Annotated in this window: 13 protein-coding genes; 1 reads left to right on the top strand and 12 read right to left on the bottom strand. The window is 73.2% G+C overall.

Annotated features, from left to right (window positions below):
- Positions 1–10: 10 nt before the first annotated feature.
- Positions 11–409, bottom strand: coding sequence for a Sec-independent protein translocase subunit TatA (gene tatA, locus JOF44_RS01895; RefSeq protein ID WP_209886659.1), 399 nt, complete (start codon positions 407–409; stop codon positions 11–13).
- Positions 410–538: 129 nt separating this feature from the next.
- Positions 539–2533 (bottom strand): WYL domain-containing transcriptional regulator, encoded by a 1995-nt coding sequence (locus JOF44_RS01900; RefSeq protein WP_342591638.1) that lies wholly within the window; start codon positions 2531–2533, stop codon positions 539–541.
- Between the two features lie 49 nt (positions 2534–2582).
- Here JOF44_RS01900 and JOF44_RS01905 point away from each other — a divergent pair, with 49 nt between their 5' ends.
- Positions 2583–3698, top strand: coding sequence for a DUF3866 family protein (locus tag JOF44_RS01905; protein ID WP_209886662.1), 1116 nt, complete (start codon positions 2583–2585; stop codon positions 3696–3698).
- A gap of 48 nt (positions 3699–3746) precedes the next feature.
- Here JOF44_RS01905 and JOF44_RS01910 read toward each other — a convergent pair whose 3' ends face one another.
- From JOF44_RS01910 to JOF44_RS01955, 10 genes are all read right to left on the bottom strand, one after another.
- The gene (locus JOF44_RS01910; RefSeq protein ID WP_209886664.1) at positions 3747–4226 is read right to left on the bottom strand and encodes a PH domain-containing protein; all 480 of its coding nucleotides are present in this window, start codon (positions 4224–4226) and stop codon (positions 3747–3749) included.
- A 6-nt stretch (positions 4227–4232) separates the two neighbouring features.
- Positions 4233–5090 carry an ATP phosphoribosyltransferase gene (hisG, locus tag JOF44_RS01915; protein ID WP_209886667.1) on the bottom strand — a complete coding sequence of 286 codons (858 nt, stop codon included), beginning with the start codon at positions 5088–5090 and terminating at the stop codon, positions 4233–4235.
- A 101-nt stretch (positions 5091–5191) separates the two neighbouring features.
- The gene (locus tag JOF44_RS01920) at positions 5192–5455 is read right to left on the bottom strand and encodes a phosphoribosyl-ATP diphosphatase (protein ID WP_209886670.1); all 264 of its coding nucleotides are present in this window, start codon (positions 5453–5455) and stop codon (positions 5192–5194) included.
- Positions 5456–5530: 75 nt separating this feature from the next.
- Entirely contained in the window at positions 5531–6241 is a 711-nt protein-coding gene (gene pnuC, locus JOF44_RS01925) for a nicotinamide riboside transporter PnuC (protein ID WP_209886673.1), read from the bottom strand.
- 18 nt (positions 6242–6259) lie between these two features.
- Positions 6260–6946 carry a ribulose-phosphate 3-epimerase gene (gene rpe, locus JOF44_RS01930; RefSeq protein ID WP_209886676.1) on the bottom strand — a complete coding sequence of 229 codons (687 nt, stop codon included), beginning with the start codon at positions 6944–6946 and terminating at the stop codon, positions 6260–6262.
- Complete coding sequence (locus JOF44_RS01935) at positions 6943–8541, bottom strand: RsmB/NOP family class I SAM-dependent RNA methyltransferase (protein WP_209886678.1); 1599 nt, start codon at positions 8539–8541, stop codon at positions 6943–6945. The genes rpe and JOF44_RS01935 overlap by 4 nt, the downstream gene beginning before the upstream one ends.
- A complete protein-coding gene (gene fmt / locus JOF44_RS01940) occupies positions 8538–9482 on the bottom strand; it encodes a methionyl-tRNA formyltransferase (protein ID WP_209886679.1) in 945 nt (314 codons plus the stop codon). The genes JOF44_RS01935 and fmt overlap by 4 nt, the downstream gene beginning before the upstream one ends.
- Before the next feature lie 48 nt (positions 9483–9530).
- Complete coding sequence (locus tag JOF44_RS01945) at positions 9531–11141, bottom strand: SLC13 family permease (RefSeq protein WP_209886680.1); 1611 nt, start codon at positions 11139–11141, stop codon at positions 9531–9533.
- 132 nt (positions 11142–11273) lie between these two features.
- Positions 11274–13370, bottom strand: coding sequence for a primosomal protein N' family DNA-binding protein (locus JOF44_RS01950; RefSeq protein WP_209895608.1), 2097 nt, complete (start codon positions 13368–13370; stop codon positions 11274–11276).
- Between the two features lie 131 nt (positions 13371–13501).
- Complete coding sequence (locus tag JOF44_RS01955) at positions 13502–13882, bottom strand: FKBP-type peptidyl-prolyl cis-trans isomerase (RefSeq protein WP_209886681.1); 381 nt, start codon at positions 13880–13882, stop codon at positions 13502–13504.
- Positions 13883–13904 lie beyond the last annotated feature (22 nt).

A 13904-nucleotide genomic window follows, 5' to 3' on the forward strand; every position in this document is an offset into this window, starting at 1 on the left:
GACCGGCTGCTCAGTCGCGACGGTAGGAGTCGCCGTCCTCGCGGTGACGGACGCTCTCGGGCTCGTCCTCGTCGCGGGGGTCGTACTCGCGCTCGTCCCGCGCACGGCGGTCATCGCGCTCATCGCGGGAGCGACGGTCGTCGCGGTCGTCGCGATCATCCCGCGAGCGGCGGTCGTCGCGGTCATCGCGCGAGCGGCGCTCGTCGCGGTCGCGGGAGGAGCGGGAGCGGGGCTCCTCGTCCTCCTCCTCCTCGCCCTCGTCGCCGCGAAGCTCGTCGACCTCGCTCTTGAACACCCGCATGGACTTGCCCATGTTGCGGGCGAGCCCGGGAAGCTTGTTCGCCCCGAACAGCAGGATCACCAGCACGATCAGGATGACGATCGGCCAGGGGCTACGGAAGAAACTCATGGAATTACCTTTCAGAAGCGCCGCGATCTTGCACGGGCGCGCACATCATCCCACAGCGGACGGGGCGCTTGACGGACCGCACAGGGGACGGCTCGGCCCACCGCGCGGCGGGTGCTACCAGAGTAACGGCTAGGCCTGGGTGTGACGTGTGCCTGCGACGCGGGCCACGGTCACGATCGTGTCTCTCAGCTCACGCGGGGAGAGCACCTCGACGGCCCCGGCGGATTCGAGGACGGCGTCCACGAGCGCCGCACGCACCGGGGAGTCCACCCGGGCGAAGGTCGAGCCGTCGGCGCCGTCGCGCAGCTGGTCCGCATCGAAGGACTCCGCGACCCACCGGCCCGGGGGGTCCAGACGCAGCCACACCTGCCCGTCGACCAGGCCGTCCAGCGTCGGCCCCGCACCGGTCCCGGCCCGTTCCTGCGGCGTGCCCGGGGGCAGGATCTCGACGATCCGGTCCAGGCGGAAGCGGCGCTGGGCCCCGGCGAGCTCGCAGTCGGCCAGCAGGTAGGACCGGGTGCCGTCGGTATCGATCCGCAGCGGACGGATCCGCCGGACGCTGGTGCCCGGCCGATCCGTCGAGGAATAGCGGATGGTCAGGCGCGAGGCGTCCCCGTCGTCGTCGGCGCGCAGCGCCCGGTGGACGGCGGTCAGGACCGACTCGGCGCGGTCGGCGGTGCGTGAGGCCATCTCGTCCACGGAGGCGGCCTCGGCCAGCTCGTCCCGGGTGGGCGGTGCCGGCGGACCCTCGGATCCACAGTCGGCGCCGGCCAGCAGCTTCCGTCGGGCGCTGGCCACGATCGCCTCCGCCTCCCCGGCCGACGGCTCGAGGGCGGCGAGTCCGGCCAGCAGGGCGGTGATCTCCACGGCGCTGAGCCGCAGCGCCCGGCGCAGCGGCTCGGCATTGCGCACCCGCACGGTGCCGTGCTCCCACTCGGCCTCGATCAGGTCCTCCCAGCCGGTTCCCATGTCGCCGCAGACGAACAGAACCTGCAGATCGGTGATCAGCTGCGTCGTGGAGACGCCGAGCGCGGCGGAGAGCTCGGCGAGATCGACCTCGCCGCGCTCCATCACATAGGACGCCTCGGAGATCAGCCGCGAGAGGGTGTCGGCGCCGGTCGGGGTGGTGCGGATCCGGGGCTCCGGGCGCACGGCGGCGGCCTCGACGCCGGCCAGGTCGCCCTCGTCCTCGTGCACATCGGCGATGGCGGTGAGGACCTCGGCCAGCTCGGCGCGCCAGGTGGCCGGCTCGAGCAGCTCGCCCCAGCGGACGTCGGCGAGCACCAGGCGGCGCGCGGCGGGCCGGGGCAGCGGCGGCAGCTCGAGGCGCTCGGCATCCAAGGGGGCACCGGCGCGATCGCGCAGGGCGAGGGCCTTGAAGGGGGCCGCCGCGACGACGGCTCGGGCCTGGTCGTCGCTCTCGTGCATCGCCCCGAGCACCGAGGCGAGATCGGTCTGCTCCGGCCGCTCCTGCACGGCTGGCGGCCCGGCGGTGGGGAAGGACTCGATGCGCGAGGCGCGGAACAGGCGCGGCGCCGAACGATCGAGGTCCCAGCCGTGGATGTACCAGTGCCCTTCGTGGACGCCCACCACCCACGGCTCGACGTGACGCTCCGCCGGGACGCCCTGGGTGCCGCGATAGGTGAAGCGCACGGATCGGGCGGCGGTGACCGCCTCGAGCAGCGGGGAGAGCACGGGCAGGGATTCCACGGCTCCGCGCGGGGTGCGGCGCAGCAGGTCCGGGTCGGCGTCGTGTCCGAGGCTGAGCAGTTTGGAGCGCACGCGGCGGGCCGCTCCCCCGGCGGCGGCGTCGTCCCAGGCGCGGCTCGCGGCCAACAGCACCGTGTACTCCTCGGTGGTGAGGTCCAGCACAGCATCCGAGGTGCCCGCGTCGATCCGGTAGTAGACGGTGTTCTCGTCGAGGACGTCGCGCTCGGTGGCCAGCGGGAGTCCGAGCTCGAGGATCGCGGCCTTGTCGCGCTCGAACATGCGCTCGGCGGCCTGGTCGGACGCCGCGCCCGCGTAGTCGGGAATCACGGCGAAGAGCTTCGCGCGGTCGATCCGACGGCGCGACCCGATCGTCATGATGACGTTGAGCAGTCTTTCCACACCTTTGGCAGCCACCTGGCCAGGGTAACGGCCTTCCGGCCTTCCGCGGCCCTAAGCTGGTCCCATGCTGCAGTGGGAACGCGGAACGGTCACCGGCCAGAGGTCCTCCTGGCGAGGCGTGGCCCGCCTGGAGGTCGAGCTCGAGGGTGACGGCGAGGTGGTCTCCGCTCTCGCCTACACCGAGCTGACCGGTGCGCCGGGGCACGGGGAGAGCGTGCTGGTGAACACCAACGCGCTGCGCCGCGGGCTGGGCACCGGGGGCGATGCCCTGCTGGTGGCGCGCCGGGACGTGCTGCCGGAGACCGAGGCGTCCCGCGGCCACATGGTCAAGGCGCGCTACACGCCGATGCAGACCATGGTCGATGCGATCGACGACCCCGACGGGGAGCACTACGAGGTGATCCGTGAGGCCCAGGACGTCGACGGCATGCCCGTGGTGGTCGCGGATCTGCACTCCTCGCTGCCCGCGATCATCGCGGGGATCCGCGCCGAGCGCCACGGCGCCCGCATCGCCTACGTGCACACCGACGGTGCCGCCCTGCCCGCCGCGTACTCCCGCACCACCGCCCGGCTTCGGGAGGCCGGCCTGCTGACCTCCGTGATCAGCGCGGGGCAGTCCTTCGGGGGTGACCTTGAGGCGATCACGGTCCACTCGGCGCTGCTCGGGGCGAAGCACGTGGTCGACGCCGACGTGGCCGTCGTGATCCAGGGGCCGGGCAACCTCGGCACCGGCACCGACTGGGGGTTCTCCGGGATCGAGGCCGCGGAGTCGGTCCACGCGGCGACCGCCCTGGGCGGCGCCCCCGTGGCGACGCTGCGGGTCTCCAACGCCGATCCCCGCGACCGGCACCGGGGGCTCTCCCACCACTCCGCCACCACCTACGGCCGGGCCACGCTCGCCCCGGTGCGGCTGCCCGTGCTGTCCCGGAACGACTCTCGATACAGCCCTTTTCATGCGTCTGTAAGGGAACAGGTGAAAACGTCGATCATGGACGAGGCGCGGGGGCACGGCACCGAGCACCTGCTCACCGAGGTCGATGCGAAGGGGCTGCGGGACGCGCTCGAGGACATCCCCGTGCGGATGTCGACCATGGGTCGCAGCCTCGGGGAGGATCCCGAGGCCTTCCGCTACGCCGCCCTGGCCGGGCGCTGCGCGGCGACCCTCGCTCCCCGCCGCTGAGCAGGCGCGCACGGGGACTGCCCGCCCGGGTCGGTCGGCGGGTGAGGGTCAGTCTCCGGGCGAAGCCGTCTCGGGCGCTTCGCCGCGCTCCTGCACGAGGCGCTGGAGACGATGGGCGGCCGCGACGGCGCGCTTGCCGTCATAGCGCTGGATCGCGTTGATCGCGAGCGTCGATCCGTCGGCGAGGTCCAGGTGCGCCCAGGGGTCCCCCATCGGGAAGCTGATCCCCACGATCTCCGGCCAGTGGACCGTCCGGGCGCGGAACACATTGCGCACCTCGAGCACGTACGGCCGGGCGATCAGGCGCACGGACGCCTCGAGATGGCAGAACAGGAACATCATGATGCCCGTGCCCACCAGGCCGAGCCGGCCGCCGAGGTGGAAGCTCTCCAGCATCACCGCGCCGCCGATCATCCCGGCCAGCACGACCACCCCCGTCGCATAGGCGGAGATGCGCACCACGCGGGGCCGCAGCACGATGGTGGGGCGCTCCTGTCCGCCGGGCGGGCGCGGATCCGACGAGGACATGGCAGCTCAGATGCGACAGGCCTGGATGGCCGTGACGAGGATGGCGCGCGCTCCGGCGTCGTACAGATCGTCCATCATGCGGTGGGCGGACCGGCGATCGACCATGGCCCGCACCGCGGACCACTGGCCGCCGTGCAGCGGCGAGACGGTCGGCGACTGCAGACCCGGGGTGATCTCGACCGCCTTCTCGAGCAGCGAGGTGGGGATGTCGTAGTCGAGCATCACGTACTCGCGGGCCACCAGCACCCCGCGGACGCGGCGCTCGAGGACCTCCAGGGAATGCTCCGCCTCGGGACCGAGCTCCATCCCGGGGCGGGAGAAGAGCACGGCCTGGCTCTGCATGATCGGCTCGCCGAAGGGCTCCAGTCCCGCCTGGCGCAGGGTGGTGCCGGTCTCGACGACGTCGGCGATCACGTCGGCCACGCCCAGACGGATCGAGGACTCGACCGCACCGTCGAGGTGGACCACGGAGGCACTCACCCCGCGCTCGGCGAGATAGTCCTCGACGAGGTTCTCGTAGCTGGTGGCGATCCGGGTCCCGGCCAGGTCGGAGACGTCCGAACGGGTCCCGAGCGGGGCCGCGAAGCGGAAGGTGGACCCGGCGAAGCCGAGCGGCAGGATCTCCTTCGCGGGGGTGCGCGAGTCGATCAGCATGTCCTGGCCGGTGACGCCGACGTCGACCGTGCCGGAGCCGACGTACACCGCGATGTCGCGGGGGCGCAGGTAGAAGAACTCCACGTCGTTCTCCTGGTCGATGACCACGAGCTCCTTGGCCATGCCGCGACGGCGGTACCCGGCCTCGGCCAGCAGGTCGGCGGCGGGCTCGGACAGGGCACCCTTGTTGGGGACGGCGATGCGCAGCACGGATCCTCCTCGGCCGCCGCGGCGGCGCATGGGATGGGGCCGACGGGAGCCGGCCGGGTCGATGGAAAGCGGTGGGGAGCGGGTCAGCGGGTGGCGGCGGCTCAGAGCTGCCGGTAGACGTCCTCGAGGGAGATGCCCTTGGCGACCATCATCACCTGCAGGTGGTAGAGGAGCTGGCTGATCTCCATGGCGGCGGCGTCGTCGGACTCGTGCTCGCAGGCCATCCAGACCTCCGCCGCCTCCTCCACGATCTTCTTGCCGATCTGATGCACCCCGGCGTCGAGTTCGCGGACGGTGCCCGACCCCTCGGGTCGGGTGCGGGCCTTCTCGGTGAGCTCGGCGAACAATGCCTCGAAATCCTTCACACCACCAGGGTACGCGCCCGGCCGCCCCGTCCGTGCGGGCGACCGCCCACCGGGAGCGGGATCACTCCCGGCGGGTCATTCCCGACGGACCGTGGGATCCAGGTGCGCGGTCTCGACGGTGACCCGGCGCTCCCCCTCCAGCTCCTGACGATTCCGCACGTGCCACCAGACGAAGAAGCCCACCAGGGTGAAGGCGCCGTAGAACACGTACATGAACGCGCTCGCGTAATAGCCGGCGTCGACCAGCAGCGGCACACCCACGAGGTCGACGGCCACCCAGATCAACCAGAACTCGACCCAGCCCTTGGCCATGCCGAAGGTCGCCAGCAGGCTGCCGACGAAGATCCAGGCGTCGGCCCAGACCGGCTCGTAGGAGCCCAGCATCCGGAAGATCGGGGTCAGCGCCGCGGTGCCGCCGACGAGGGCGACCAGCAGCAGGGCACGGGTGCCCCAGGAGGCCCAGCGCGGCTGCACCGCGGTGCCGCCGGTGTCCCGGGCCTGACGCCAGCGCACCCAGCCGTAGATGCTGGTGAGGATGAACATGACCTGGCGGCCGGCCTGGCCGAGCAGGTCCACGGAGTTCGGGTTGCCGAAGACGCTGCCCAGGAACACGGTCAGCAGCAGGAGGTTGCCGGCGATGCCGATGGGCCAGGCCCAGACCTTGCGGCGCATCCCGCCGAGAGCGCTGAGCAGCCCGAAGACGTTGCCCAGCACTTCACGCAGCAGGATGAACTGCCCTCCCGCGAGGTCGATCCTCGCGGTGAAGAGCCAGTGCAGCAGGTCCATGGAGCGGTCGGGCCGCGATCAGTGCGCGGTGTGCGCCCGGGCGAGATCGCGCAGGGCGGAGATCTCCTCGGCGGCGTCCTGGGCGCGGTAGATCGCCGAGCCGGCCACGAAGACGTTGGCGCCGGCCTCCGCGCAGCGCTCGATGGTCTCGCGGCTGACGCCGCCGTCGACCTGGATCGACAGCTCGAGGTTCGCCTCGCTGATGGCGCGGCGGGCCCGGCGGATCTTCGGGAGCATGGACGTCAGGAAGCTCTGCCCGCCGAAGCCCGGCTCCACCGTCATCAGCAGGAGCAGGTCGAACTCCCCCAGGACGTCCAGCAGCGGCTCGATGGGCGTGGCCGGCCGCAGCGCGACGCCCGCCTGGGTGTTCTTGCGGCGCAGGTCCCGGGCGAGCTTGATGGGGGCGCCGGCGGCCTCGAGGTGGAAGGTGACCGAGTCGGCCCCGGCCTCGGCGTAGGCCGGTGCCTCGCGGTCGGCGTCGGCGATCATCAGGTGCGCGTCCACTCCGATCGTGCTGCGCTCGACGATCTGGGAGACCATGCTGGGTCCGAAGGTGAGGTTGGGGACGAAGTGGTTGTCCATCACATCGACGTGGACGCTGTCCGCCGTCGCGATCTTGTCCAGCTCACCGCCGATGTCCATGAAGTCGGCGTTGAGGATGCTGGGGTGGATGTAGTGGTCATCGGTCGAGTAGGCGGCGTTCATGCGGGTCCTTCCACGGTCGGTGCCTCGGCGAGGCGCAGCAGCGAGATGTACATGGCGTCGGTGCCGTGGACGTGCGGCCACAGCTGCACGGCCGGGCCCTCGCCGAGGTCGACCTCGGCCCGGGCGGCGGGCAGGATCCCGGCCCGGACGGCGTCGCGGGCATCGAGCTGGGTGGCGTCGTCGCGCTCGGCGAGGACGTCGGCGACGACCAGGCGGGTCTCGGCGAGGTGCGGGGAGCAGGTCACGTAGGCGACCACGCCTCCGGGGGCGGCGGCGTCGAGCGCCGAGCGCAGCAGGTCGCGCTGCAGGCCGGCGAGATGCCCGATGTCGGCGGGGGTGCGGCGCCAGCGGGCCTCGGGACGGCGGCGCAGCGCGCCGAGGCCGGAGCAGGGGACGTCGGCGAGGACCCGGGAGAAGCGCCCGGGCAGCTCGGCGCCGATCGTGGTGCCGTCGGCGGTGCGGGTGGTGATCTCGCAGCCCGCCTCCTGGAGGGCGGCGACGGTGCGCTCGACCAGTTCGGTGCGGTGCTCCTGCAGCTCGACGGCGAGGAGGTCGGCGTCGTGGCCGACGGTCAGCCCGCCCAGCAGGGCGGTCTTGCCGCCGGGGCCGGCGCAGAGGTCGAGCCAGTGCGCGTCCTCGGCCCGGACCAGGTCGTCGGCGCCCAGGGCGAGGGCGAGGGCGGCGAGCTGGCTGCCCTCGTCCTGGACGGCGACCCGGCCCTGCTGGACCAGCTCCAGGCCGCCGGGATCGCCGGAGGGCCAGGCGGCGGCGAAGACGCTCAGATGACCCTGGCTCGCGCCGTGGTCGATGAGCTCGTCGAGGTCGGTGAGTCCGGGCCGCATGACCAGGGAGACGGCCGGAGCGGCGTTCTGGGCGGCCAGCAGCTCGTCGATCTCCTCGCGGTCGCGGCCGTGCCCGGCCAGGGCATCGCTCATGGCGCGCACCACCCAGCGGGGATGGGAGTGGACGACGGCGAGGTGCCCGGCGAGGTCCTTCTCCCGGTCGGGGGCGACCTCCTCGATCCACTCCGGCAGGGTCCTGCCCCCCACCCGGCGCAGCACGGCGTTGACGAAGCTGGCGGCGCCCGCGCCGACCTCGGAGCGCGCCAGGGCCACCGTCTCCGAGGTCGCGGCGTGCGGGGCGACCGTCATGTCCAGCAGCTGGTAGGCGCCCAGGCGCAGAATGTCGACCAGCGCGGGATCGACGTCGGCCAGCGGACGGTCCACGCAGGCGGCGAGGATCGCGTCACACCGCCCCTGGGCGCGCAGCGAGCCGTAGAACAGCTCGGTGGTGAAGGCGGCATCGCGGCCGGAGACCCGGTGGCTGCGCAGCAGCCGCGGCAGGACGAGGTTGGCGTAGGAGTCCTCCTCGCGCACCAGGCGCAGTCCCTCGAAGGCCACCTGCCGCGAGGGGGTCGCGCGGCGTCCCCGCTCCGAGGGACGGGAGGCGGAATAGCCGCGGCGGGGCCCGCCCGCGCCGCGGGAGCCGGAGCGCTCGCGCCCCTTCGCGTCACGGCCGTCGCGGGGCCCGGCGCCGCGGTGGTCCTCGCGCCGTCCTCCGCGACGATCGTCGCGTCCTCGGTGCTGCTCGCTCATGCCTGTGCTCCGTCCTGCGTGAAGGTGGCGTCGGCCCCCAGGCCCGCGCCGCGGGCCCAGTCGGCGGCCCGCATGGGCCTCTTCCCGGCCGGGGCGAGCTTCGCCACGGCCAGCACGTCCGTGCCGGTGCCCACGAGCATCTGGCGCTTGGTGGCCTCGATCCGACCCGGAGGCAGCGGGGCGTGCTCCGCGGCGGCCTCCAGGCCGAGGATCTTGGTGCGGGCCCCCTCCAGCAGCGTCCAGGCGCCCGGGGTCGGGCTCATCCCGCGGATGTGGGCGCTGACCTGATCGGCCGGCAGGGTCCAGTCGATCGCGGCCTCGGCGGTCGAGAGCTTCGCGGCGTGGGTGGCGGCGGCATGGTCCTGCGGCGTGGCCGTCGCCGTCCCGTCCTCGAGGGCGTCCAGCACCGCGGCCAGCACGGGGGCGCCCTCGACGGCCATGCGCTCGAGCAGCTCGCCCGAGGTCTCGAACTCGCCGATGCCGGTGCGGGCGGTGGCGAGGACGTCTCCGGTGTCCAGGCCCTGCTCGAGGCGGAACACGCTCATCCCGGTCTCGTGCCGACCGGCCAGCACGGCCCGCTGGGCGGGGGCGGCGCCGCGCCATGCCGGCAGCAGGGAGAAATGGAGGTTGATCCAGCCGAGGGCAGGGATGTCCAGCGCGGCCGGCGGGACCATGCCGCCGTAGGCGACCACCGGCGCCGCGTCCGGGGCCAGGTCGCTCAGCTGCTGCTGGACCGCCTCCTCGCGCAGCGATGCGGGGGTCAGCACCGGGACGCCGGCCTCCTGGGCGAGCGCCTTGACGGGGCTGGGCGTGAGGGTGCGGCCGCGTCCGGCGCGGGCGTCGGCGCGGGTGAGCACCCCGACGACCTCGTGATGCGAGTCGAGCAGGGTGCGCAGGGAGGGGAGGGCGACCTCGGGGGTGCCGGCGAAGAGCAGACGCATGATGGTCCGAGTCTACGGGGCGACCAGGGGGTCCAGGATCCCGCGTGGTCAGTACACGAGCCCGAACACCCATACCGCGAGGGTCATCGTGGTGATCGTGATCAGCACGATGCCGATGAGATTCAGCCAGATGCCCGCCCGCGCCATCTGCGGGATCTGCACGTACCCGGAGCCGAAGGCGATCGCGTTCGGCGGGGTCGCGACGGGGAGCATGAAGGCGCAGGTGGCGGCGATCGCCACGGGGATCGCCAGCAGCATCGGGTCGATCCCGATGCCTGCGGCGACCGCGGTGGCCACCGGCAGGAAGGTCGCCGCGGTGGCGGTGTTCGAGGTGAGCTCGGTGAGGAACAGGACGCCGGCCGCGCAGGTCGCCACCACCAGCACCACCGGCAGGCCGCCGATCTGCGCGGTGACCTCGCCGATCCATTCCGTCAGACCCGAGCTCCCGAACTGGCCGCTCAGGGCGAGACCGCCGCCGAACAGCAGCAGCACGCCCCACGGCAGCTTGACCGCCGCGTCCCAGTCCAGCAGGCGCACCCCGCGCGCCGCACCGGCAGGAAGCAGGAACAGCGCCAGGGCGACCACCATGGCGATGCCCGCATCGCCGATGGGCGGGTCCCCGGCACCCAGGATCCGCCAGATCAGCGGGACGAAGACCCAGCTGAGAGCGGCGAGCACGAAGACGATCAGCACCCGCACCTCGCCCGAGGAGATCCTGCCGAGCTTGCGCCGCTCGGTGCGGATCAGCTCGGCGCCGCCCGGGATCTCGGAGATCTCGGGCTTGAACAGCACCTTGGTCAGCAGCAGCCAGGCGATCACCATGAAGACCACGGCGATCGGGGCGCCGACGATCATCCACCGGCCGAAACCGATCGTGATCCCGAAGTCCTGGCTCATGTGGGCGGCGAGCAGGGCGTTGGGCGGGGTGCCGATGATGGTCGCGAGCGAGCCGATGGAGGCGGAGTACGCGATGCCCAGCATGAGGGCGATGCCGAAGTTGGAGCGGACCGCCGTGGAGGTGCCGTCGCCGTCGGGGTCGGGATCGACGCCCTCCCCCGGCTCCTCGCCCTTCGCGGCGGCATCGTCGAGGCGGAGCCGGTTGACCAGCAGCAGCACGGAGACGCCGATCGGCAGCATCATCACGGCGGTCGCGGTGTTCGAGACCCACATGGAGACGAAGCCGGTGGCCACCATGAAACCGAGCACCAGCAGCGAGGGGCTGGTGCCGATCGCGCCGACGATGGCCAGGGCGATGCGCTTGTGCAGGTTCCAGCGCTGCATGGCCAGTGCCAGCATGAAGCCGCCCATGAACAGGAAGATGATGTGGTTGCCGTAGGACGCGCCGACCTCGTCGAAGCCGACGTCCGCATTCAGCACCGGGAAGACGACCACCGGGACCAGGGCGGTCGCCGGGATCGGCAGCGCCTCGGTCATCCACCACGCCGCCATCAGCACGGCCGTCGCCGCGGTGAGCCGCGCCGCATGGGGCACGTCGGCGGGCATGATCGCGTAGACCACGACGGCGGCGACGACGCCGAGCGCCAGGCCCAGTCGGCGGACCAGGAGGGTGCGCCCGGTCTCGGCAGGGGCTCGTTCTCCCTCGGCGAGGTCCGGGCGGTCCTCGGAGGTGGTCGATGTCGAGGAGGAGTTCGAAGACATCTCGGTCCCTTCATCGCGTCGTCGCGGTGGAGTTCGGGTGTGCCCGGTCACACTACGCGGGCGGGGCGCCGGAATCCGGCACGGCCGACGGCGTGTCCGGCCCGGCGGGCGGATCAGAACACGTCGGGCGGATCAGAACACGTCGGGCGGATCCAGCCGCACCCGCAGCGATCCGTGGGCCTTGCGGGCGGAGCGGGCGGCGACCCCGGCGCGCAGCGCGTCGGCCAGCTCACGGGATCGGTGGGGGTCCAGCCGCACCACGGCCCGGGCGCGTCCGGCCGCGTCGGGCCCCTCGAGGTCCACGGGGCCGAAGACCTCGCTGCCGTCGGGCAGATCGGTGGTCTCCAGGAAGCTGCGGCAGGCCTCCTTGTCCCCGATGATCTCGGCGACCCGGCCGAAGGGGGGCAGGTCCAGGTCGCGGCGGTCCTCGAGCACCCGGTCCAGGAAGGCGCCGGAGCGGTGGGCGACGAGATCGCGGATCGCCGGGAGGGTCGCCGTGCCGACCACGAGCACCTCCCCGCCCTGGTCGGCGCTGCGCACCAGGGCGATGGCATTGCGCCAGCGGCGGACCGCCTCGACATCGGCGTCGAAGGCGGCGCGGCCCAGCATGGCGTCGGCGTCCAGCAGCAGCGCCGCGGCGAAGCGGTCCGGGGGTGAGGGCTCCGCCCCGGGGGTGGCCACGACGATCGCGTCGTCGGGCACCTCGGAGTCCTCGAGCGCGCCGTGGGCTCCCCCGGAGACCAGCAGCGTCACCGCGGGGAAGGCGCGGGAGAGCTCCTCGGCGGTGCGGGTGGAGCCGATGACCATGGCACGGACCTGGGTGCGATCGCATTCGGGGCAGCGGTAGCCGTCCTCGCGCCGGCCGCACACCCGGCAGTGCAGGTGCCCGCCGCGCCCGGTGATCGACAGCTGGGCGGCGCAGTGGGGGCACTGGGCGCGGGTCCCGCAGAAGGTGCAGGCGATCGCCGGCACGTACCCGGAGCGCGGCACCTGGACCAGGATGGGGCCGCGGGTCAGACCGCGACGGATCACCCGCATCGCCTCCTGCGGGAGGCGGGAGCGGCCGGAGGCCCCCTCGCGGTCGCGCAGGTACTGATCCATGGCCACGATGTGCGGGCGCACGCTGGTGACCGGGGCCGGCAGCGGGTCCAGCCGGGCGAGGTAGCCGGCGTCGGCCAGCGCCCGCAGCGGGACCGAGTCGCTGGCGGACAGGAACAGCAGCGCGCAGCGCTCCTCCCGCGAGCGGCACTGCAGGACCGTGCGCACGTGCGGGTAGGGCGCCCGGGGCTCCTCGAGGAGGTCGTCGGACTCGTCCACGCAGATCACCAGGGCGAGGTCGCGGACCGGGGCGAAGGCGGCCGAGCGGTTGCCGAGCACGATCCGGGTGGCTCCGCGCAGGACCCGACGGAAGGTGCGGTACCGCTTCTCGGGACCCTCGGTGCCGGCGAGCACCTCGTGGGCCAGGCCGCGCGCGGTCAGCACCCGGCTCAACCGGGCCACGTCCCGCTGATCGGGGGCGATGACCAGCGCTCCCTGCCCGTCGTCGAGGTCGGCGAGGGCGTCGGCGGTCACCACCGTCCAGGGATCGCCGGCGTCCAGGGTGAGGGCGGCGCGGGGCACGGGGCCGGACGGATCGCCGGCGCGGTAGAGCAGGGCGGCCAGGCCGACGTAGCGGTCCCCCGGGCGCGGGCCCGGCTCGGGGGGCTCCTGGGACTGTGGGGACTCCTGGGACTCCTGGGGCTCCTGGGACTCCTGGGACTCCGATGTTTCCGGGGCGGTCTCCTCCGCGGCGGCATCCGGCACCTCGGCGGCGGTCCCCTGCTCCTGCGCCTGTTCCTTGTCCGCGGCGGCCCGGTCCGCCTTCTCGGCCCGGGCGTGACGCGGGGGCAGGGCCAGGCGCAGCACGTCACCCACGGTGCCGCCGCTGCGGGCGGCGACGTCCTCGCAGACCCGCATCATCGCCGGGGGCACCACCACGTCGGTCGAGACCAGGCGGCGCAGCGGCGCCAGCGCACGGTCGGTGGTCGGCTCCGCGAGCCGATCGAGGACGAGGCCTTCGGTGTCACGGCCGGAGAACCGCACCCGAACCCGCATCCCGGGGCCGGCCTCGGCGGTCTCCGGCGTCACGGCGTACTCGAACGGGCGGTCCAGGTGCGGGAGCACTCCGACCAGGCGCACGCTCGCGACCGGCAGCTCACGGACCACGTCGAAGCCCGCGGTGGTGCGCAGGCCTCGGCCCCGGGCCGCCGCATCGCGGCCCGGGTCGTGCGGGGCGGTCTCGGGAACGGCAGCGGCGGGGGCCGCGAAGAGGCTCGCCTGCTCCTCCTGGGGCTCCCCCGCCGCTGCTGCGGCGGACGTGCTCAGCGCTGGTGCACCGCCACCAGATCGCACACGAAGATCAGCGACTCGCCCGGCGCGATGACGGGCGGTGCGCCCATGTCGCCGTAGGCGAGGGAGGCCGGGATCTCCAGCCGCCGCCGGCCGCCGACCTTCATGCCCTGGACGCCCTGGTCCCAGCCGGAGATGACCTGGCCGACGCCGAGCTGGAAGCGCAGCGGTTCGCCGCGGTCCCAGGAGGCGTCGAACTGCTCGCCGGTGGAATGGGAGACGCCGACGTAGTGGACGTCGACCACGTCGCCGCTGCCGGCCTTCTCGCCGTCGCCGACGATCTCATCGCGGCTGGTCAGCTCGGTGGGCGCGGGGCCCTCGGGGTGATCGATCTCGGGCTTGCTGCGGTCCATGGGGGCTCCTTCGGTCGGTTCG

Origin of the sequence: Brachybacterium fresconis (genome assembly GCF_017876515.1) — a bacterium.
GTDB classification, from domain to species: domain Bacteria; phylum Actinomycetota; class Actinomycetes; order Actinomycetales; family Dermabacteraceae; genus Brachybacterium; species Brachybacterium fresconis.